Below are 20,219 nucleotides of genomic sequence, written 5' to 3'. Positions count from 1 at the left end.
GCTTTCTGTACTATATTTTTCTGGCATCCGCAGCAGCATTCACAGCGCTCCAAACCGGGAGGCGATGTATGTCGCGATATCACGACATGCCGGAAGGCGTGCCGGTTGGCAATGGCCACCGTATCAGCCCAGCGGACTTTCTGCTGATGGCAGGCTTTCTCGCCTACCGTGCCCCGCTCGCATCGGTCGATGCCCGAGCGGCGGCCCGGCGTATCCTCGATGCGGTGCTCAGTGCAGCGGCCGCGCACGGCTTCGCGGATTCAGCCGTGCTCGAATCCATGATGGCGAGCGCCGAAAAATCGGCCGATGTGCGCAGTCTCGCGGAGCAAGCCAGCGCGGCAGTGGGTGACACGTTCGCTTACATGCAGGTGATACGCGGGGCGGGCGTCGCGCTGGAAGCCGACCCTTATACGCTGGTTACTTGAGAACCGGTGTTCCCGCGGCGGCGCGTATGCGCAGGACCGTCTGCCGCGAAGTGCCGAAGCGCCGCGCCACCTCGCTCACCGAGAGCCCGCTGCCCAGCGAGCTCATCACGCGCGCGCGGTCGTGCGCCGAGAGCGAGGCGGGCCTGCCCGTGGGGCGCCCGCTGCGCTGCGCGGCCTTTAGGCCGTTGCGGCTGCGTTCGCTGCGCGTCGCCGCCTCCATGCGCACCACCGCGCGCAGCATCTTGACCGCTTGCGGCTCGGGGCGCCCCGTGAGATCGACGCCGCCCAGTTCGACACAGCGCACGCCAATCTTTCCCTTGCGGCAGTTGAGCAGCGTGGCGAGCACGTCGCGCGCGTTGCAGCCCAGGGCGGAAAGCTGCAGAACCACGAGTTCGTCCTCGGGATCGATGCGTCCGAGCAGCCTCGTCAACGCGGGCCGTTCGGCGGCGGCCACATACGGCGCCACCGCGTCCATGGCCACGCGGCTGAGCGCCACCGTGTAGCCCGCCTTGTCGAGCTGGATCAGTTCCCGCTCGGGAAACTCGCCCTCGCTTGCGCCGTTGATGTAGAAAAACGTCCGTTGCACACGTGGCTCCCGTACTCGCCCGGAGGCGCGCGAACTAGCGTCGCAAGCGCGCGAAAGTCGCCAGCAGGTCTTCGAGCATCACCGGCTTCTTGAGGTGCGCGTCGAAACCCGCCTGCTCGGACTGCTCGACATCGGCCTCCTGGCCAAAGCCGCTCAGCGCGATGCAGATCACCGATTCGAGCGCGGGCTGCGAACGCAGCTTGCCGATGAACTCGTATCCGTCCATGCCCGGCATGCCGAGGTCGGAGAGCACGAGATCCGGCGCGTTGCCGTTGAGCAGCGTCAGCGCTTCCTCGCCGCTCGTGGCCGTCTGCACGTTCGCACCCTCGCTCTCCAGCAGCAGCTTGAACGTTTCGACTGTGGTGGCGTCGTCGTCGACCATCAGGATATGGAGCCCCTGCAGCGACGCCATGGCCGCGCCGTCGCGGCTTTCCGCATGCGCGAACGAACGCTGCATCGGCAGCGTCACCGTGAACGTCGCGCCGCGCCCGAGGCCCTGTGACTCCGCGCGCACGCTGCCGCCGTGGATCGTCACGAGTTCCCGCACGAGCGCAAGGCCAATGCCGAGACCCGAGCGCCGCGCAGCGGACTGGCGGCTTTGCTTGTACATGTCGAAGATATGCGGCAGGAGCGCCGGTTCGATACCGGTGCCGGTGTCCTTCACGCGCAGCACGGCTTCGTCGTCGGCGACGTCCAGCGAGACGCTCACCGAACCGCGATTGGTGAACTTCATCGCATTGCTGATGAGGTTCCAGACAATCTGCTCGATGCGCGTGAAGTCGGCGTGCAGGATCACTGGCGTCTGTGCGATCGAGACGTTCAGCACGATGCCGCGTTGCTGCGCCTCGAACTGCACGGCGTGGCAAACGCGCTGTACGATCTCGCGCATGTCCACCGCCGAACGCATGACCGAGAGCTTGCCGGTGCGCACGCGCGAAATATCGAGCAGGTCGTCGATGATCTGCGCCTGGCCCACCACGGTGCGCCGGATCGTGTCCGCGGCGCGCGTGAGGTTCAGGCTCTGGCGCGTTTCCGGCGCCCGCGCAATGAGTTCCGCGCTCGCCGAGATCAGATTGAGCGGATGCTTGAGTTCATGCGACACCACGGCGAGAAACTCGTCCTGGCGCCGCTGTCCGTCACGCTCGCCGGCGTCGCGCACCTGTTCGAGCGTGGCGTCGCGCAGGTCCGCGTCCGCGGGCACGAGTTCGCCCAGGTCGCGCGCGATCTTGGCAAAGCCGCTCACGCCCGCTTCGTCGAGGCGCGAAAGCACGCCGCTCGCGAAAAAGCGCGTGCCGTCCTTGCGCAGGTGCCAGCGCTCTTCGTCGGTGCGGCCGTGCTGGCGCGCGAGCGCGAACTCGCGGTCGGCGACCTTGTTCACACGGTCTTCTTCGGTCGAGAGCAGATCGGCGGACTGGCCGATCATTTCGGCCTCCGTATAACCGAAAATGCGTTCCGCGCCCGCGTTCCAGCTCGTGATGTAGCCTTCGTCGTCGAACGTGATGATCGCGTAGTCCTTCGTGCCCTCGGCGACGATGCGCATGCGCCGCTCGCCTTCGCGCAACTGGTCTTCGGCCTGGCGGCGCCCGGTGATGTCGATGAACGAGAGCACCGCGCCGTCGATGCGGTCTTCGGTCGTGCGGTACGGCACGAAGCGCGCGAGATACCACCGCCCGTCGTTGCTCTTCAGCTCGCGCTCGATCAGGCGCAGCGAGTCGAAGGCTTCGGCGGCGTCGTCGGCGAGCTTGTCGTATTCGAGCCGGTGCGTGATGTCGAGCAGCGAGCGGCCGATATCCGAGGGAATGATGCTGAACACGTCGGTCGCGCGCGGCGTGTAGCGCTTGATGCAGATGTTGCGGTCCACGAAGATCGTGCCGATATCGTTCGCCGCGATCAGGTTCTGCAAGTCGTCGTTGATCTTGCTGGTCTCTTCGACCTTCGACTTCAGCTCCGCGTTGACGGTGGTGAGCTCCTCGTTGATCGACTGCAGCTCTTCCTTGCTGGTTTCGAGTTCCTCGGTCGCCGAGCGCAGTTCCTCGTTGATCGCCTGCAGCTCCTCGTTGGACGCCTTCAGTTCTTCCGTCGAGGTTTCCGACTGCTCGATGGTCGACTGCAGCTGCTCCTTGGTGCGCTGCAGTTCGCGTTCGAGCTGCGTGATGATCGGGTCCTTCTGCACGTCCACGGAAACCGTTTCCGCCCCGCTCATGCTGTCTTCGACTTCGTCGAAGAGCACCAGCACGAAGTCGGCGTTGGCCTCGGGGTCGTGCACCGGCCGCGCCGTCATGTTGACGAAATACGAGCGCCCGTCGCGCTCCAGACGCACGCGCCGCGCCTCGACGCTGCGGTTCGTGTGCAGCGCCTGGTAGATCGCGGTGCGCAGTTCGAGCCGCAATTCCGGGCGCACGGCGGCGACGATGTTGTGCGAAGGCTCGCCGCCCGAATACTGGAGGAAGCGGCCCGCGCGGTCGGAAAGATGCACGATTTCCGAATCGCGGCTCACCAGCACGCTAGGCGGCGCGTACTGTTCGACGAGGCGCTGGTGCAGGTCGCCGAACGAAAAGCGGCGGCGCCCCGGCGGCTGCACGGTCGCGACCACGGGCCGCGCGTTCATCGTGCCGGAAATCGCCACGGGCACCGGCGTGTCGCCGCGCACCGCCATGTTCGCGCGGTAAATGCGGTTGCGCTTGTCCACCACCGTGAACATCGAACTCACGCTGTCCGCCGACTCGGAGCTGCCGAGGAACAGCACGCCGCCCGGGCGCAGCGCGAAGTGGAACATCTTGAGGATTTCGATCTGCGCTTCGCGATCCAGATAGATCAGCAGGTTGCGGCAGCAGATCAGGTCGAGGCGCGAGAACGGCGGATCGCTCAGCACGTTGTGATGCGCGAACAGCATGTGCTCGCGCAGTTCTTTCTTCACACGATAATGCGCGGCGTCCTTGGAGAAGAACTGGCGCACGCGTGCCGGCGTGACGTCGGCGAGGATCGAGTCGGGGAACAGGCCCGTGCGTGCGAACGAAATCGCGCGTTCGTCGATGTCGGTTGCGAAGACCTGGAACGAGGTGCCTTCGGTCGACTTGAGCGAGCGCTCCTGGAGCAGCATCGCCAGCGAATAGGCCTCCTCGCCCGTGGCGCAGCCCACCGACCACACGCGGATGCGGTCCTGTTCGCCACGCCCTTCGAACAGCTGCGGCAGGACTTCGCGCTCGAGCACGTCGAACGCTTCCTTGTCGCGGAAGAAGTTGGTGACGCTGATGAGCATGTCCTGCAGCAGCGCCTGGGTTTCCTCGGGATGCAGATGCAGATGGTCGCGATACGCCTGCAGGTCGGTGATGCCGTTGACCTGCAAGCGCCGTTCGATGCGGCGCAGGACCGTGGCGCGCTTGTAGTGGCGGAAATCGTGCGCCGTGCGCGTGCGCAGGATGATCATGATCTCGCGCAGCGCCCGCTCGGCCGCCTCGTTGATATGCTCTTCGCGCCGCTCTTCGGTTTCGGCGACGGGCAGTTGAATTTCCTTCGTCGTCGACCAGAGGTCCATCAGCCGCTGCGGCATCTCCGCCGCCGTGATGACGAAGTCGACCATGCCGGTGGCGATGGCGCTGCGCGGCATGCTGTCGTATTCCGCTTCCGAGGGATCCTGGGCAAACGTGATGCCGCCCATTTCCTTGACGCGCGAGAGGCCGGCGGAGCCGTCCGAGCCCGCGCCCGAGAGCACGATGCCGATGGCGCGCTCGCGATGCGTTTCGGCGAGCGTGCGGAAGAACACGTCGATCGCGGCGCGGCGGCCCTCCTGGGGCTGACTGGGGGACACGCGCAGATAGTCGTCCACCATCGCCAGATCGAGTGACGGTGTGATGACGTACACGTGGTCGGGCTCGATGGGCGTCGGGCTCGTCACCTCCGTCACGGGCATGCTGGTCGCCTTGCGCAGCAGCGCGGCCATACTGCTTTCGTGGTCGGGCGCGAGATGGACGACCACCACGAACGCCATGGAGGTGTGGGAAGGCAGGGAATCGAAGAAGGCCAGCAGCGCGCTAAGGCCGCCCGCCGATGCGCCGATACCGACGATCGGATAGTTGGTCTGGCTGCGGGGCATATGGCCACGTCGTTTCGGCATGGTTGCCAGGTCCTGAAGATGGAATGAATAGCGTTCGCACCAGCGCGTCCCGCAGGCCGCGTGTGCTGCGCCGACATTATCCCTCCAGGAGCATCGACTGCAATAGTCCTGCCGCATCGCCCGCGCGCCGCGCGGTTTCGTCCTCCCGCTGTTGCGCATCGCGGTCGCCGCACTGCCGGTAGTGCTCGCTCTGGGCACGGCTCATCGATTCGCGCTCGCGCAGCGCCCGCAGCGCGTCGCGCAGCGCCCGCTCCACGTCGCGGCTACGGCCCCGGTTGAGCGAGGCCGCCGTATAGGCGTGGCCCGTGTGGCAGCGGTAGCGCAGCAGACGCGAGTAGTCGAGGCGCCAGAGCGTGCCGTTGCACTCGGGACACGTGAACGTCGAAGGCGTGCCGATGCGGTTCAGATCGCCGGCCAGTCCGTTGCCCTCGCGCCACGCGCGCTGCTCCGTGCTGATGAGTTCGGCGCTGCGGCGCCTCGCGAGGATTTCGTCGGCCGTCGCGGGCGGCACGCGGCCCGTCAACTCCACGAGCCGGTGGGCCATGCCCGCGATCGGCAGGATGTAGTCGGCAAAAGGCGCGGCGTTGAGCGGCATTTCGCTGGCGAAGGCGTCGGACGGGTCCTGGACGATCCCGGTGCCGCCACAGGCATGGATGGCCTCGAGGCCGGACGCGCCGTCGTCGAGCAGGCCCGTGAGGATCACGCCGATGCCGCGCGGCCCGAGTTCCGAGGCCACGCTGCGAAACAGCGGGTCGATGGCCGGGCGGGCAAAGTTCTCCTTCGCGGCATGCACGAGACGCAGGCGCGTGCCCTCGACGATCATGTGCTGGTCGGGGGGCGCCACGTAGATCCGGCCGGGCGACCAGGTTTCGCCGTCCTCGGCATGCACCGCGCGCAGCGGGCCTGCGCTGCTGAGTAGCGACGGCAGATGGCTGTAATGGCTGCCCACGTGGAGCACGATCGCGACCGTCGCCTGCAAGTCGGGCGGAAGCCCGGACACAAGACTTCGAAGCGCATCGACGCCGCCCGACGATGTGCCTATGGCGATGAAGTCTCGGTAGATCAATTTGTGTCCAGGCTGGCGGGTGAATTGGGGTTAATCAATCGTGTGGCGCAATTGCCGTGCCTGCACGGGTGGCAGAGAACGGGCGCGGGTGCCACGGCATCTGCCTTGCTGTTTCGTCTGGGACTGACGAACCGGGACGGAGGGCAGACCGATGATACAATCCACGCGCGCCGCCGCGGCCATGGCGAGCGTCGCGGCGGGCGCCGCGCTCGCGATCTGGTCCACGCGCAACCTGCGCGAATCGGCGCACGCGCGTGCGAGCGGCAAGCACGTGGCCGCGGCGCGCAGCTTCAATCATGGGTCGGCGCTGCTCGCGCTCTCCGTGCTGGCCGACAGCGCCATGGAGCACTATCGCGGCTCGTTCGAAAACCGTGCGATGTATCTGCCGCCCGCCGTGGCGCTCTGCGCGCTCGCCGCGGCGCTGCATGGCGGCGCGGACCGGCGCGCCGCCTCGCACCGGCTACGACATGCGGTCCAGCTCACCAGCGCCGCGACCGGCGTGACGGGCACCGCCTTCCATCTTTACAACGTGACGAAACGGCCCGGCGGATTCAGCTGGCATAACGCCTTTTACGGCGCGCCGGCGGGTGCGCCCTTCGCGCTGGTGCTCTCCGGCGTGCTGGGCGCGGTCGCCGAGCAGTTGCGGGACGAGCCCGGGCACGACCCGCGGCTGTTCGGCATGCCCGCGGGCAAGGCGCTCGCGCTGGTGGCCGGCGCGGGGCTGCTCGGCACGGCGGCCGAAGCGGCGTTGCTGCATTTTCGCGGCGCATTCCAGCATCCGGCGATGTATGCGCCCGTGACCATCGTGCCCGTGAGCAGCGCGCTGCTCGCGCATGCGGCGTGGGCCCCGCCCCGCCATGCGGCCCGCGCGAGCGTGTTCGCGCGCTTCTGGCTGCGGCTCACGGCGGCGCTCGGCTTTGCGGGCTTCGGCTTTCATGCGAACGGCGTGGCGCGCGCGCAGGGCGGCTGGCGCAACTGGTCGCAAAACCTGTTCGCGGGGCCGCCCCTGCCCGCGCCGCCCGCCTTCAGCGCGCTCGCGCTCGCCGGGCTCGCCGCGTTACGCATGCGGGAGACCGAACGATGACCCGAACGCCAACCTATCCCGGCTACGACGTGCTCGCCAAACGCGACACGCCTTCGTGGGACGCCCCCACACGCGCGGTGATCGAGTCACGCCTGAACACACCGAACCGGGCGCGCTATCTCGGTCCGTCGCACTGGCAAACGCTGGTGGCGCTGTGCGACACGATCGTCCCGCAGCCCGGCAACGCCCACGGCGAGCCCGCCCCGCGCGTACCGGTCGCCGCGCTCGTGGAAGGCAAGCTGCTCGACGACCGCCGCGACGGCTTTCGCGACGCCCGCCTGCCGCCGTTGCGCGCCGCCTGGGAGACGGGGCTCGCCGCCCTCGATGCGGAAAGCGTGAAGGCCTACGGCGAGCACTTCGCGCAGTTGCAGGACGAACGGCGGCGCGCGCTGGTCGCCCGCATGCAGCGTGGCGAACTGCACAGCCGGGCCTGGCGCGCCATGCCTTGCGACGTGTTCTTCAAGAAGCGCGTGCTGCACGATGTGAGCGCCGCCTACTGGTCGCACCCGCTCGCGTGGAGTGCGATGGGCTTTGGCGGTCCGGCGAATCCGCGCGGCTACGTGCGCCTTTATACGAACCGGCGCGATCCGTGGGAAGCCGTCGAAGCCGCCGACGAGAGCGACGCGGCGCACGAGGCCGCCCGCAGGGAGAACGACCGTGTGCGCTGATCTCGCCAACTTGACCGACGCCTGCGAGGCGCCGCGCGGCAAGCACGGCCGCGCGCCCGACGTGTTCCGTCGCGGCGGCTGGATGCCCATGCGCGAATACGCGCTCGACGACCCGGTGGATTTCGCCATCGTCGGCACCGGCGCGGGGGGCGCGACGCTCGCCTGCCGGCTCGCCGAGGCGGGCTTTCGCGTGGTCGCGTTCGACGCGGGCGCGTGGTGGCGGCCGCTGGAAGAATTCGCCTCCGACGAGACCCATCAGGCCAAACTCTACTGGACCGACGAACGCATCTGCGACGGCGAGAACCCCTTGCAGCTCGGCAGCAACAACAGCGGCCGCGCGGTGGGCGGCAGCACCGTGCACTTCGCCATGGTCTCGCTGCGCTTTCGGCCCGAATGGTTTCAATCGCGCACGAAGCTCGGCTACGGCGTGGACTGGCCGCTCGACTGGCGCGAGATGTGGCGCTACTACGCCGAAGTCGAGCAGGCGCTCGGCATCTCCGGGCCGGTGAACTATCCGTGGGGACCCAAACGTCCGCGCTATCCGTATCGCGCGCATGAAATCAACGGCGCGGGCCTCGTGCTCGCGCGCGGCTGCGAGGCGCTCGGCATTCCGTGGGCGCCCACGCCGCTCGCGACGCTCTCCGCGCCGCGCGGCGACGCGCACCAGTGCGTCTATCGCGGCTTTTGCGTGTCGGGCTGCTCGACCAACGCCAAGCAGAGCGCGCTCGTCACGTGGATTCCGCGCGCCGTGCGCGCGGGCGCCGAAATCCGCGATCTCGCGATGGTGGGCCGCATCGAAACCGACGCGCTGGGGCGCGCCGCCGGCGTGCATTTTCATCGCGAGGGGCGCTGGCATTTCCAGCGCGCGCGCAACGTGGTCGTGGCGGGCTATGCGATCGAAACGCCGCGCCTGCTCCTGCTCTCCGCGAACGGACGCTTTCCCGAAGGCCTCGCGAACCGCTCGGGACTCGTCGGCAAGAATCTCATGGTGCAGACGAACCAGGCCGCGTGGGGCGCATTCGACGACGAGATCCGCTGGTACAAGGGGCCGCCTTCGCTGGCGCTCACCGAACACTGGAACTATCAGGACGCCGGCAAGGACTTTCACGGCGGCTATTGCTACATGAGCCAGGGTCCGCTGCCGCTCGTCTGGACGGCGACGCAAACGAGCCGCGGCCTGTGGGGCGACCCGCTCATGCGCGAAATGACGAAGTACAACCATCAGGCGGGCCTCAAGATGGTGGGCGAGACGCTGCCGCAGGAACGCAACCGCGTGACGCTCGCCGACGAGAAAGACGCGCTCGGCCTCCCCGTGGCGCGCGTCACCTGGTCGATGGGCGAGAACGACCGCCGGCTCGTGAACCACGCGCTGGACTATATGAGCCGCGCGCTCGCCGCGGCGGGCGCGCGCGACATCTGGACCCAGGACGACGACACCTGCCACCTGAACGGCACGGCGCGCATGGGCGGCGACGCGCAAACGAGCGTCGTGAATGCGGACTGCCGCTCGTGGGACATCCCGAATTTGTGGATCTGCGACGGCTCCGTGTTCCCGACCGTGGGCGGCGTGAATCCGTCGCTCACCATTCAGGCCGTTGCGTGCCGCACCGCCGACCGCATCCGGGCGCTGGCCGCGCGCGGCGAGCTTTGACGATCATCGCGCGGGCACGCATTGTGCGTTGACGCAGAGGTTTTTCAAAAGGAGGCCGCCATGCCACTCAGCAAGGGAAAAACTCGCGAAGCGATCTCGAAGAACATCAAGACGGAAGTCAAGCAAGGCAAGTCGCAGAAGCAGGCCGTTGCCATTGCGCTGAACCAGGCGCGCAAGTCCGGCGCGAAGATTCCAAAGAAGAACCAGAAGTGATCCGGCGCGCCGCGCATGCGGCGCGTCTTTCATTGCGCACCGGGTTCCGTGCCGGGTTAGTTAGCCATCCTCGCCAACTTCGGAAGAGCGCGTAGCGGGAATGCCGGGATTGCGCAGCGCGTATGCCTGGCTCGCGCAGCGAAGCGGCGCGCACGGGCATGCCCGGTGCGCAAGCGAAAAAACATTCTGGATGCCTACGTTGCTGCGCCGCTCATGACCCCACTCGCCTACTTCCTGCACAGCGCGGGCCCCGCATCGGGTCCGGTGCAGGCACTCGACTGGGGCCTCGCCGCCCTGTGCGTGGGGGTATGCATCGTCATTGCGTGGCTGCTCTATCTGGCGATACGGCGCAAGCGTCGCGGTCGCGCGGCGCAAGGCGAAGCGTTGTCGCAAACCAACGTCGCCGACGAGCAAGGCGAGCGCACGGCGAACCGCATCGTTGCCGTCGGCACCGCGATTTCCTCGCTGCTGCTGCTGGGCGCCCTCGTGGCGATGCTGCGCGTGCTGGCCGCCGTGGCCGACCCGCCGCGCGCGCCCTCGCTCACCGTGACCGTCACGGCTTACGACTGGTGGTGGAAAGTGACCTATCGAACGCCGGCGGGCGCGAGCTTCGAGACCGCCAACGAAATCCATATCCCCACGGGCGAGCCCGTGCGCGTCGATCTGCAGAGCGCCGACGTCGTGCACGCGTTCTGGGTGCCGGCGCTCGCGGGCAAGACGCAGGCCATACCCGGCCAGGTCAATCACCAGTGGATCGAGGCAGACCGTCCCGGCGTCTGGCGCGGGCAGTGCACGCAGTTCTGCGGGCCCCAGCACGCGCACATGGCCATGGAAGTGGTGGCGCAGGCCCCCGCCGATTTCTCGCGCTGGCTCGAGGCGCAACAGCAGCCCGCCGCCGCTGCGCAAAGCGGCGCGGCGCAGCGCGGCGAGCAGCTGTTCGCCGCGCGCTGCGGCGGCTGCCATGCGGTGCGCGGCACGCAGTCGGGCGGCATGCAGGCGCCCGACCTCACGCATCTCGCCTCGCGGCGCCTGATCGCCGCGGGCACGCTCGCCAACACGTCCGTCAACCGGCTCGACTGGGTCGCGCATGCGCAGCAGCGCAAGCCCGAATCGCTCATGCCCGACATTGCCCTCACCCCCGCCGAGGCGAGCGACCTCGGCGCGTGGCTCGACACACTCCAATGACATGAACGATATCCCAGCCTCTCCTGCCGCTTCCGACCGTCCCGCCAGCGCGACGGTGCCGCGCCGCCCGCGTGCGGGGCGCCTCTCGCGCGTGCCGGAAACGGGTACGGCGCCGCTCGACGAAGCCACGCTGCGCCGCCTCGAAGAGATCTGGGAAACGCGCCCCGGCTGGCGCGGCTGGCTCTCCACGGTGGATCACAAGACCATCGGCATCCGCTACCTCGTCACGGCATTCGTATTCCTCGTGCTGGGCGGCGTGGAGGCGCTCATCATGCGCGCGCAGCTCGCGCGCCCCAACGAAACGCTGCTCACGCCCCAGCAGTACGACCAGCTCTTCACGATGCACGGCGTGACGATGATCTTTCTCTACGCGCTACCGGTGCTGAGCGGCTTTTCGAACTACCTGTGGCCGCTCGTGCTCGGCTCGCGCGACATGGCGTTCCCGCGTCTGAACGCGCTGTCGTACTGGGTCTTTCTCGGCGCGGGCATTCTGCTCTACGCGAGCTTTCCCGCGGGACAGGGTGCCAATGCGGGCTGGTTCAACTACGTGCCGCTTTCCACGGCCGCCTACGACCCCGGGCCGAACATCGACGTCTACGCGCTCGGCATGGTGCTGCTCGGCATTTCCACCACGGTGGGCGCGGGAAACTTCGTCATTACGTTCCTGCGCATGCGCGCAAGCGGCATGTCGGTCGCGCGTCTGCCGATTCTCGTCTGGGGCACGCTCACGGCTTCGGCCGCCAATCTGCTCGCCGTGCCCTCCGTGAGCCTCGCGTTCCTCATGCTCTGGCTCGACCGCAACGCAGGGGCGCACTTCTTCGACATCTCCGCCGACGGGCGCCCCCTGCTGTGGCAACACCTCTTCTGGATCTTCGCGCACCCGTGGGTCTATGTGGTCGTGCTGCCCGCCATGGGCATCGTGTCCGACGCGCTGCCCACGTTCTGCCGCCGCCCGATCGTCGCCTACGCGGCCGTTGCGCTCTCAACGGTCGCGACCATGCTCGTGGGCTTCGAAGTATGGCTCCATCACATGTTCGCGACGGGCCTGCCGCCGCTCGCGCTGGCCTTCTTCGGCGCGGCCAGCATGGTGATTTCCGTGCCTAGCGCGATTGCCGTGTTCGCGTGGATCGCCACGATCTGGACCGGCAGGCCCGTGTTCAAGACGCCGTTCTACTACTTTGCGGGCTTCGTGCTGATGTTCACCGTGGGCGGCGTTTCGGGCGTGATGACCGCCGCCGTGCCGCTCGACTGGCAGCTCACCGACACCTACTTCGTCGTGGCCCACCTCCATTACGTGCTGCTCGGCATCAACGTGTTTCCGGTGCTGGGCGGCCTCACGTACTGGTTCCCCAAGTTCACCGGACGGCTCATGCACGAGCGCTTCGGCAAGTGGACCTTCTGGGTCACGTTCGTCGGCTTCAATCTGGGCTTCTTTCCGATGCACATCTCCGGGCTCCTCGGCATGCCGCGGCGCATCTATACGTACCCGGAAGGCATGGGCTGGGATACGGCCAACCTGCTCACGAGCATCGGCGCGTTCGTGTTCGCCATCGGCATCGCCATGTTCATCGGCAATGCACTCGTGAGCGCGCGGCGCGGCGCACGCGCGAGCGCGAACCCGTGGAACGCGGCGGGCCTCGAGTGGGCGACCTCGTCGCCGCCGCCTCCGTACAACTTCGCGATCCTGCCGAGCGTGCGCTCGCGAGACCCGCTCTGGCAGCCCGATGCGAATGTGCCGCGCCCCGGCTACCTGCTCCATCGCGGACGCGAGGCGCTCGGCGTCACGCCGCTCGCGGGCGAACCCGATGTGATCCTCAAGATGCCTGAGGACAGCTACGCACCGTTCGTGCTGGGCGTGGCCTCGACGCTCGTGTTCGTCGGGCTGCTGTTCCATTCGACTCAGTTCACCGCGCTCGCCGGGCTCGCGTGCGGACTCGCGCTGCTCTCGTGGCTGTGGCCGCGGCGCTCGCTCGGTCAGCGCGAACCGTTCGCGCCGCAAGGCACCACGCCCGCCGGCAAAGTCGCCGAGACGGCGGCCGAGTCGATCACGATCCGAAGCGAAGACGAAACCCTCGCCCTGCCCGTGGGCAGCGCCGGCGAACATGCGGGCGGCTGGTGGGGCGTGCTCACGCTCGTCGTGACGGAAACCGCGCTGTTCGGCTATCTGCTTTTCTCTTACCTCTATCTCGCTTCGCAGAGCGCGCAGCCCTGGCCGCCCGAAGGCCTGCCCAAGCTCGGCATGAGCGGACTGAACACGGCGCTGCTGCTCACCAGCAGCGTGTTCGTGTGGCTCGCGGGCGCGTTCGTGCGGCGCGCGCGCTCATGGCCCGCGTTCTGGTCGATGATCGTCGGCATTGCGCTCGGCGTCGCGTTCGTCACGATCCAGTTCTTCGAGTGGCACGACCGGCCCTACGGGCTCGCGACGCATCTTTATGGTTCGCTCTACTTCACGATCACGGGCTTTCACATGGCTCACGTGATGGCGGGCGTGCTGATGCTCGCCGCGCTCGCGTTCTGGATCGCGCGCGGCTACTTCGACGGCCGACGCGATGCGGCGCTCACCATTGGCGGCCTGTACTGGCACTTCGTCGACGTGGTGTGGCTCTTCATCTTCTCCGTGCTCTATCTGTCGCCTTACTGGATGCGAGGACGATGATGCAGCCCGCCGCTCCCGCGCCCCCGGCCCCGCCAGCGCCCGTGCCCGCGCGCGTCAGGCCCACGCTGCGGCAGCAGGTTGCCGTGTGGTACGGCATTTTTGGCGTGCCGGCCATCTGGGCGGGCCACGTGCTGTTTTGCCAGACGCTCGCGGCCACCGCCTGCGCGGGCGGCGTGCCGCAACGCAATGGCGAGCCCTGGCAGGTCGTGCACTGGACGCTGGCGCTCGTCTCCGCCGCCGCGTTCGCGCTGGCGCTCACCGGCGCGCTGCTGGCGCGGCGCACGTGGCGCGAAAGCGCCGCCGTCAACACGCCGCAGCGCGACACCTTCCGCTTTCTCGCGTGGAGCAGCACGGCTGTTGCCGTGGCGTTCACGATCGCGCTCGTGTTCACGATAACGGTGCTGTTCGCGTTGCCGCTCGAACGGCTATGCGGAGCGTTGCGATGAACGCCCGCGCTTGTTCGAGCGTTATGCTCGCCGCCCTCGTGCTGCTCGCCGGCTGTCACCGCGACGAGCCGTTCGCGACGACGAAACCGCCGCCCGACGCCGCCCAGATCGCACTCGGCGAAAAGCTCGCGAAAGCGGGCGATTGCGCTTCGTGTCACGACTCCGCCAAACGCGAACCCTTCGCCGGCGGTCTCGCCGTCAATTCGCCGTTCGGTCCGATCTACGCGAGCAACATCACGCCCGACCCCGTGCACGGCATCGGCGACTACACGCCCGCGCAGTTCGCCGCAGCCTTGCAGCGCGGCGTGGCACGCGACGGCAAGCGGCTCTATCCGGCGATGCCTTATCCGTCGTTTGCGGCGCTCCACGCCAGCGACGTGAACGCGCTCTATCAGTACTTCATGTATGGCGTGAAGCCGGTGCCGAACGCCGCGCCGCAAACGCAGCTGCCGTTTCCGTTCAACCAGCGCTGGGTGATGCTGATCTGGCGTCTCGCGTTCGCACAACATGGCCGCTTCGAACCGGACCCCGCGCACTCCGCGCAGTGGAATCGCGGCGCGTGGCTCGTGCAGGGACTCGGCCACTGCGGCGCGTGCCACACGCCGCGCGGCCCCGCCTACAACGAAATGGGCTACACGCAAAGCAGCCCGCTCTACCTCACGGGCGGCGTGACCGACCACTGGTACGCGCCGAATCTCACGGGCGACCCCGGCAGCGGCCTGGGCCGCTGGAGCGCCGACGAGATCGCCGCGTTCCTGCGCGACGGCCACAACGACCGCGCCTATGCGTTCGGCGCCATGGCGCCCGTGGTGGGCGCGAGCACGCAATACCTGGGCGACGACGATCTGCGCGCCATCGCCACCTACCTGAAGTCGCTGCCCGCACGCGAGGCGAGCGGCCAGTATGCCGATTCCGCCGCCGCGCGCGCCTCGACCATGGCGGCATTGCACGGCGGCACGCCAGAGCGGCCCGGCGCCGGGCTCTATCTCTCGTACTGCGCGAAATGCCACGGCGCCGACGGCGCCGGCAAACCCGACAAGGCGCCGCCGCTTGCGGGCAGTGCGCTCGCGCTCTCGTCCGACGCGACCAGCGTGCTGCGCCTCATCGTCGAAGGCAGCCAGAGTCCGCAAACGAGCAACGGCGGCACGCCGCGCAAGATGCCCGCGTTCCGCACGCAGTTCACGGACAGCGAAGTCGCCCAGGTGGCGAGCTTCGTGCGCGGCGCGTGGGGCAACAACGCCCCGCCCATCGCGCCCGCCGAAGTCACGCGGCTGCGCGGCGCGATCCACCGTTGAGTACGTCCTTAACCACATGGCGCGCGGTTGCGAACGACCGCGCGCCATGTGGATCAGGGGCTATCTGACGAGTTTATTGCCCCTTGGTGTCGCTGCTTGCGTCCGCACCTGGGGTGTTGGTCGTGTCGTTCATCTGTTTGGACATCTTCTTCGTGTGCTTCTTGTGATGGGTAGTCTTGTGCGTCGTACCGGTCGCGGAAGGATTCTGCTCGACGCCTTGCGTCTGCGCCGGATACACCTCGCTCGCGCCGCCGGTTGCAGCGCCCGGACTCGTGCCGCTGCTGCCGCCGCCCGAACCCTGTGCGAGCGCGAAACCCGATGTGGCAAGGGCCGCGCTCGCTAGTGCAGAAATGAAATAGTGTCGTGGCTTCATGGTTAGCTTTCCTCGTCATCGTCGGGATGGAAAAACGGGCGGCCATGCTGAATACCACCCGCGCGCGCGCCCTTCATCCCGCACAGGGTGTGCCACACCCGCAAGCGACTGCCGCAGCGCAAGGGCATACGGCTTGCGCGCGCTTTTGCGTCACTCTGGCCCGAGCCCGCGATGAACCCCGCCGCACTCATGAACCCGATGCCGCTCGTCGTTACCTGGCCCGATTTCGCGGCCCGGCTGATCGTGGCCATCGTGGCCGGCGCGCTGATCGGCCTGAATCGCGGCGAGTCGGGCAACGCGGCCGGGCTGCGCACGACCTTGCTCGTGTGCCTCGCCGCCTGCCTCGCCATGCTTCAGGTGAACGTGCTGCTCGTGCTGCATGGAAAACCTCAGGATTCCTTTGTGACGCTCGACCTGATGCGGCTGCCGCTCGGCATTCTTTCGGGCGTGGGCTTCATCGGCGCGGGGTCGATCCTGAGAAAGGACGGACTCGTGCAAGGCGTCACGACCGCGGCGACCATGTGGTACGTCACGGTGATCGGGCTTTGCGCGGGCGGCGGCCAATACGTGCTCGCCATTGCGGGCACCTTGCTCGGCCTCGTCGTGCTGCACACGCTCGAGCACATCGAGCATCGGCTGCCGCGCGGCAGACGCGCCTATATCACGCTGGGCCACGATGCCGGCGACGACGCCCGCAAGCTGCTCGACGACGCGTTGCGAGGACGCCGCTGCCGCGTGGTGCTGCTCGGCGTCACGCATCACACGGCGGAAACGGCGTCACACCAGCGCCTCGATGCGTCGTTCGAAGTGCGCTGGCTGGCGCCCCCCGGCGACGACGCCGTGGAAACCGCGCTTTCGTCGCTCGTCGCGCGGGTACACGAAGAAGCGTCGTGGTCGATCGAGCGATGAGCCTGGCAATGCGCTCGCGCGGCCTCACCTGGCGCGGCGATGGCCTTGCGCCGATCCGCTCAGCAGCATCGCCGTCTTGACCACGGCCAGATGACTGAGCGCCTGCGGAAAATTGCCCGCCAGCCTTTTCGCGCGCACGTCATATTCTTCGGCGAGCAAGCCGACGTCATTGGCCACGGCGAGCACGCGCTCGAACTGGGCGACGGCCTCGTCCTTGTCGCCGCGCAGGTAGAGACAGTCGGCCATCCAGCACGAACACGCGAGGAAGGTGCCTTCGTCGGGCGCTTCGTCGCCCCCGCGGCGCCAGCGACGAATCAGCCCGCCTTCGCCCAACTCGGCGCGAATTGCATCGATGGTGGCCGACATGCGCGGCTCGTCGGCTTGCATGAAGCCCACCAGCGGCATGAGGAGCACGCTCGCATCGAGCGCCTCGTCGCCGTAACCGCGCACGAAGGCGCCGCGCCGCGCGTTCCAGCCGCGTTCGCAGACCTCTTCGTGCAGGGCCTTGCGCATCTGCAGCGCGCGTTGCACCTGCGGGTCGCCCATGCCCGGACCATCTTCGCACCAGTGCTTGATGAAGCGGTCGAGCGCGACCCACGCCATGACGCGCGAGAGCGTGTAGTGGCGCGCGTGGCCACGCGTCTCCCAGATTCCCGAGCCCTGCTTCCCGCCATGATCGAGCAGCCAGCCGATCAGGCGCGCTTCGAGTTCGGCTTCCTCCTGCGCCGCGACGATGCCCGCGCGCCGCGTGAGGTAGAGGCAATCGAATGCCTCGCCGAACACATCCGGCTGATACTGCGTGCACGCCGCATTGCCGAAGCGCACGGGCCGCGCGCCCTGCCAGCCCGCGAGGTGCTCGACCTCGCGCTCGCGCGGCACGTGGCTGCCATCCACGCAATACATCACGTGTATGTGCCCGCGCACGTGGCCGATCGTGCGCAGCAGCCAGTCGCGCCAGGCGCGCGCTTCGTCGTGAAAGCCCGCTTCGAGCAGCGCTTCCAGCGCGAAGCTCGCGTCGCGCAGCCAGCAATAGCGATAGTCCCAGTTGAGTTCGCCGCCCGGCGCCTCGGGCAAGGACGTCGTGGGCGCGGCGACCATCGCGCCCGTCGGGCGGTAGACCAGCGCATAGAGCGTGAGCAGCGAGCGCCGCACCGCCTGCGGCCAGAGCGTGCGATCGTTGTCGAAGTGGTCGATCCAGCGGCGCCAGTGACGCTGCGTGTCGTGCAGCGCCGTGACCGCGGATGCCGGATCGACGCCCCCGGCCTCGCCCTGGCATAGCGTGAAGACGAAGCGCTCGCCCGCGCGCACGGTGAACGCGGCCTTGAGCGCCTGCGCGTGAACGCGCAACGGCACCTCCGCGCGCAAGGTCAATGGGCCACACGCAGCGTGCACGGTCGCCGCGCCGTTTGCGTCTATCGCGGCTCGCGCAGCGGACCCATCGGCGCCTTGCGGCTGCACGATCATGTGCATATCCACACTGCCGTGCGTGCCTTCGACGATGCGCATGATGCACGCCTCGCTGCTATCGGCCGCCATGAAGTCGGTCACACGCGCGCTGCCGTGCTCGCCCTCCCAGCCGGTTTCGACCACGAGCGTGTCGCGCTGGTAGCTGCGGCTCGCGCGGCTCGCCGGATCGGCGGGCGCAAGGCGCCAGTGGCCATCCGCTTCGCCGCCGAGCAGCGCGGCGAAGCAGGGTTCGCTGTCGAAACGCGGCCAGCAGAGCCAGTCGATCGAGCCGTCGCGAGCGAGCAGCGCCGCGCTGCAACCATCGGCAAGCAATGCGTAATCTTCGATGAGGCGTGTTCGGGTCATGGACTTTAGCGCCATCCGCGCACGAATGGGCGCGATCGAACCTGTGCGAGCACTTCGGATTCCCGAAAGGTTCGCAAGCACAATGAGGGCGCGTCCCTTTGCGACGGCTGCGTACCGTCTTTTCGCGTTGCAGTGGGCCACGCGCCAACTTGCATCAATTACGCGTAAGGCTTGAAACGCGTGCGCAGCGCGCCTTCAGGCTGCGGCATGCGGTTTTTGGCGGCGCGCGGCACGCGCGATGCGCGCTCCAGTGTTTCGTTGCCGTACTTGTCAACGGAGGAACACAATCGGAGGTGCCTATGAGCCAGATACGCGAAATCATGTCGAGCGACGTGGTGAGCATCGGGTCCGCCGCGACGATCCAGCAAGCCGCCGAACTGATGCAGCATCACGATATCGGCGCCCTGCCTGTCTGCGACAGCGGACGCGTGGTCGGCATGGTGACCGACCGTGACATCGCCGTGCGCGCACTGGCGGCGCGCCGTGCGCCGCACGACCCCGTCTCGCGCATCGCCACCGTAGGCGTGGAATGGTGCTACGACGACGAAGACGTCGATACCGTCCAGCGCCGCATGGCCGAGGCGCAGGTGCGCCGCGTGCCGGTCGTGAACCGCCGGCGCGAAATGGTCGGCGCGATCTCGATCGGCGATATCGCCACGCGCTGCGCAGGCGTCCAGCGCGCACGCCTCACGAATACACTCGAGGACATCTCGCAGCGCCGCGTCCGCGCAGCGTGATAGCGCAAAACGCGATCAAAGCGCGTCGTGCCACTGACGCATCACCACGAGCTTGCCGTGCGGATGTCCCCCGGCGAGCCGCTCGAAGCCCCTGGGCGTGTGATCGAAGTCGAAGCGCTCGACCACTTCGGCCTTCACGGCGCCTTTCTCCACGAGATCGACGATATGGGCGAGCTGCGCGCCGTCCGCTCGCGCGGTGTAGCGCGCGGCGCGCGCGCCGTGGCGGCTCGCCTGCGCCTGCGAAGGTTCGCCCAGCGTCGAGACCATCGCCCCGCCGTTCCTGACGACCTGCCAGGAGCGGTGCTGGGCTTCGCCGCCCACGAGGTCGAACACGAGGTCCACCTCGCCCGTTGCCTCTTCGAAGCGCTGCGCGTGGTAGTCGATGACTTCGCTCGCGCCGAGCGCCAATAGCGCGTCGCGTTCGCTCGCCGAGGCCGTCGCGACGACGCGCGCGCCGCAATGGCGCGCGAACTGCACGGCGAAGCGCCCCACGCCGCCGCTCGCGCCTTGAATCAGCACGCGCTCGCCGCCTTGCAGCTTGCCGTGCTCGAACAGCCCCTGCCACGCCGTGAGCGCGGCCAGCGGAATGGCGGCCGCCGCGTCCACGGCACAGGTGGCGGGCGCGGCCGCCAGCGCGGTTGCGTCGACCACCACGTAATCGGCGAACGCGCCAGGTCCCTGGCCCACGAACGCGCAGATGCGCGCGCCTTGCGGCCAGGCCTGGGCGCCTTCGCCCCTGCTCACCACCACGCCCGCCACATCGCGGCCGAGCGTATAGGGCAAGTCGCCTTCGGTAACGAGCGGATAGCGGCCCTGCAGCGTCTTGAGATCGACGGGATTGAGCGCGGCGGCCTGCACTTCGATCAGCACTTCGCCGTGCCCGGGCTCGGGCACGCTCAGGCTCTCCTCGCGCAACGACTCCACGCCGCCAAAGCGCGGCACGCGCCACGCGAGCATCGTCTCGGGAATATCAGCGTCCATCGATGGCTCCTTGTGCAC

General features: G+C 68.1%; 17 protein-coding genes. 11 read left to right on the top strand and 6 right to left on the bottom strand.

The features are described from left to right. The first annotated feature begins 86 nt into the window (after positions 1–86). Complete coding sequence (locus AB4Y35_RS21585) at positions 87–425, top strand: hypothetical protein (RefSeq protein ID WP_368705852.1); 339 nt, start codon at positions 87–89, stop codon at positions 423–425. Here the strand turns inward: AB4Y35_RS21585 and AB4Y35_RS21580 are convergent. From AB4Y35_RS21580 to AB4Y35_RS21570, 3 genes are all read right to left on the bottom strand, one after another. After that, positions 418–1,011, bottom strand: coding sequence for a recombinase family protein (locus AB4Y35_RS21580; RefSeq protein WP_368705851.1), 594 nt, complete (start codon positions 1,009–1,011; stop codon positions 418–420). The genes AB4Y35_RS21585 and AB4Y35_RS21580 overlap by 8 nt on opposite strands. A 34-nt stretch (positions 1,012–1,045) precedes the next feature. Next, complete coding sequence (locus tag AB4Y35_RS21575; RefSeq protein ID WP_368705850.1) at positions 1,046–5,125, bottom strand: CheR family methyltransferase; 4,080 nt, start codon at positions 5,123–5,125, stop codon at positions 1,046–1,048. Positions 5,126–5,201: 76 nt separating this feature from the next. Next, positions 5,202–6,191, bottom strand: a complete 990-nt coding sequence (locus AB4Y35_RS21570; RefSeq protein WP_368705849.1) for a chemotaxis protein CheB — start codon at positions 6,189–6,191, stop codon at positions 5,202–5,204. A 151-nt stretch (positions 6,192–6,342) separates the two neighbouring features. On the opposite strand from AB4Y35_RS21570, the gene AB4Y35_RS21565 reads away from it, so the two are divergent. From AB4Y35_RS21565 to AB4Y35_RS21530, 8 genes are all read left to right on the top strand, one after another. After that, positions 6,343–7,275: a hypothetical protein gene (locus AB4Y35_RS21565; RefSeq protein WP_368705848.1), complete on the top strand. Its 933-nt coding sequence runs from the start codon at positions 6,343–6,345 to the stop codon at positions 7,273–7,275. Then, the gene (locus tag AB4Y35_RS21560) at positions 7,272–7,943 is read left to right on the top strand and encodes a gluconate 2-dehydrogenase subunit 3 family protein (protein ID WP_368705847.1); all 672 of its coding nucleotides are present in this window, start codon (positions 7,272–7,274) and stop codon (positions 7,941–7,943) included. Before AB4Y35_RS21565 ends, AB4Y35_RS21560 begins: the two co-directional genes overlap by 4 nt. Then, positions 7,933–9,594: a GMC family oxidoreductase gene (locus AB4Y35_RS21555; protein WP_368705846.1), complete on the top strand. Its 1,662-nt coding sequence runs from the start codon at positions 7,933–7,935 to the stop codon at positions 9,592–9,594. The genes AB4Y35_RS21560 and AB4Y35_RS21555 overlap by 11 nt, the downstream gene beginning before the upstream one ends. 60 nt (positions 9,595–9,654) lie before the next feature. Continuing rightward, a complete protein-coding gene (locus AB4Y35_RS21550) occupies positions 9,655–9,807 on the top strand; it encodes a DUF6496 domain-containing protein (RefSeq protein ID WP_176732830.1) in 153 nt (50 codons plus the stop codon). A gap of 165 nt (positions 9,808–9,972) precedes the next feature. Then, positions 9,973–10,992 (top strand): cytochrome c oxidase subunit II, encoded by a 1,020-nt coding sequence (locus AB4Y35_RS21545; protein WP_368705845.1) that lies wholly within the window; start codon positions 9,973–9,975, stop codon positions 10,990–10,992. A gap of 1 nt (position 10,993) precedes the next feature. Then, positions 10,994–13,648, top strand: coding sequence for a cytochrome c oxidase subunit I (ctaD, locus tag AB4Y35_RS21540; protein ID WP_368705844.1), 2,655 nt, complete (start codon positions 10,994–10,996; stop codon positions 13,646–13,648). Next, positions 13,645–14,094 (top strand): hypothetical protein, encoded by a 450-nt coding sequence (locus AB4Y35_RS21535; protein ID WP_368705843.1) that lies wholly within the window; start codon positions 13,645–13,647, stop codon positions 14,092–14,094. Before ctaD ends, AB4Y35_RS21535 begins: the two co-directional genes overlap by 4 nt. Continuing rightward, positions 14,091–15,389, top strand: coding sequence for a cytochrome c (locus AB4Y35_RS21530; protein WP_368705842.1), 1,299 nt, complete (start codon positions 14,091–14,093; stop codon positions 15,387–15,389). Before AB4Y35_RS21535 ends, AB4Y35_RS21530 begins: the two co-directional genes overlap by 4 nt. A gap of 73 nt (positions 15,390–15,462) precedes the next feature. Here the strand turns inward: AB4Y35_RS21530 and AB4Y35_RS21525 are convergent, their stop codons facing one another. Further along, positions 15,463–15,762 (bottom strand): hypothetical protein, encoded by a 300-nt coding sequence (locus AB4Y35_RS21525; RefSeq protein WP_368705841.1) that lies wholly within the window; start codon positions 15,760–15,762, stop codon positions 15,463–15,465. Positions 15,763–15,933: 171 nt separating this feature from the next. Between AB4Y35_RS21525 and AB4Y35_RS21520 the strand changes: the two genes are divergently transcribed. After that, positions 15,934–16,671, top strand: a complete 738-nt coding sequence (locus AB4Y35_RS21520; protein ID WP_368705840.1) for an MgtC/SapB family protein — start codon at positions 15,934–15,936, stop codon at positions 16,669–16,671. A gap of 24 nt (positions 16,672–16,695) precedes the next feature. Here AB4Y35_RS21520 and AB4Y35_RS21515 read toward each other — a convergent pair whose 3' ends face one another. Next, the gene (locus AB4Y35_RS21515; RefSeq protein WP_368705839.1) at positions 16,696–18,483 is read right to left on the bottom strand and encodes a glycoside hydrolase family 15 protein; all 1,788 of its coding nucleotides are present in this window, start codon (positions 18,481–18,483) and stop codon (positions 16,696–16,698) included. Positions 18,484–18,782: 299 nt separating this feature from the next. Between AB4Y35_RS21515 and AB4Y35_RS21510 the strand changes: the two genes are divergently transcribed. Further along, positions 18,783–19,220, top strand: coding sequence for a CBS domain-containing protein (locus AB4Y35_RS21510; RefSeq protein WP_368705838.1), 438 nt, complete (start codon positions 18,783–18,785; stop codon positions 19,218–19,220). Between the two features lie 15 nt (positions 19,221–19,235). Here AB4Y35_RS21510 and AB4Y35_RS21505 read toward each other — a convergent pair whose 3' ends face one another. Beyond that, positions 19,236–20,201, bottom strand: coding sequence for an NADP-dependent oxidoreductase (locus AB4Y35_RS21505; RefSeq protein ID WP_368705837.1), 966 nt, complete (start codon positions 20,199–20,201; stop codon positions 19,236–19,238). Positions 20,202–20,219 lie beyond the last annotated feature (18 nt).

Origin of the sequence: Paraburkholderia sp. EG286A, assembly GCF_040965375.1 — a bacterium.
Lineage (GTDB): Bacteria > Pseudomonadota > Gammaproteobacteria > Burkholderiales > Burkholderiaceae > Paraburkholderia.
This window is presented reverse-complemented; position numbering and strand designations above follow the sequence as displayed.

Bases quoted from the DNA above. Each gene is read 5' to 3' on its own strand.
- AB4Y35_RS21525 (WP_368705841.1), bottom strand. From the start codon at position 15,762: ATGAAGCCACGACACTATTTCATTTCTGCACTAGCGAGCGCGGCCCTT.
- AB4Y35_RS21550 (WP_176732830.1), top strand. From the start codon at position 9,655: ATGCCACTCAGCAAGGGAAAAACTCGCGAAGCGATCTCGAAGAACATC.
- AB4Y35_RS21585 (WP_368705852.1), top strand. From the start codon at position 87: ATGCCGGAAGGCGTGCCGGTTGGCAATGGCCACCGTATCAGCCCAGCG.
- AB4Y35_RS21535 (WP_368705843.1), top strand. From the start codon at position 13,645: ATGATGCAGCCCGCCGCTCCCGCGCCCCCGGCCCCGCCAGCGCCCGTG.
- AB4Y35_RS21515 (WP_368705839.1), bottom strand. From the start codon at position 18,483: ATGACCCGAACACGCCTCATCGAAGATTACGCATTGCTTGCCGATGGT.
- AB4Y35_RS21560 (WP_368705847.1), top strand. From the start codon at position 7,272: ATGACCCGAACGCCAACCTATCCCGGCTACGACGTGCTCGCCAAACGC.
- AB4Y35_RS21565 (WP_368705848.1), top strand. From the start codon at position 6,343: ATGATACAATCCACGCGCGCCGCCGCGGCCATGGCGAGCGTCGCGGCG.
- AB4Y35_RS21520 (WP_368705840.1), top strand. From the start codon at position 15,934: ATGAACCCCGCCGCACTCATGAACCCGATGCCGCTCGTCGTTACCTGG.
- AB4Y35_RS21505 (WP_368705837.1), bottom strand. From the start codon at position 20,201: ATGGACGCTGATATTCCCGAGACGATGCTCGCGTGGCGCGTGCCGCGC.
- AB4Y35_RS21575 (WP_368705850.1), bottom strand. From the start codon at position 5,125: ATGCCGAAACGACGTGGCCATATGCCCCGCAGCCAGACCAACTATCCG.
- AB4Y35_RS21510 (WP_368705838.1), top strand. From the start codon at position 18,783: ATGAGCCAGATACGCGAAATCATGTCGAGCGACGTGGTGAGCATCGGG.
- ctaD (WP_368705844.1), top strand. From the start codon at position 10,994: ATGAACGATATCCCAGCCTCTCCTGCCGCTTCCGACCGTCCCGCCAGC.
- AB4Y35_RS21530 (WP_368705842.1), top strand. From the start codon at position 14,091: ATGAACGCCCGCGCTTGTTCGAGCGTTATGCTCGCCGCCCTCGTGCTG.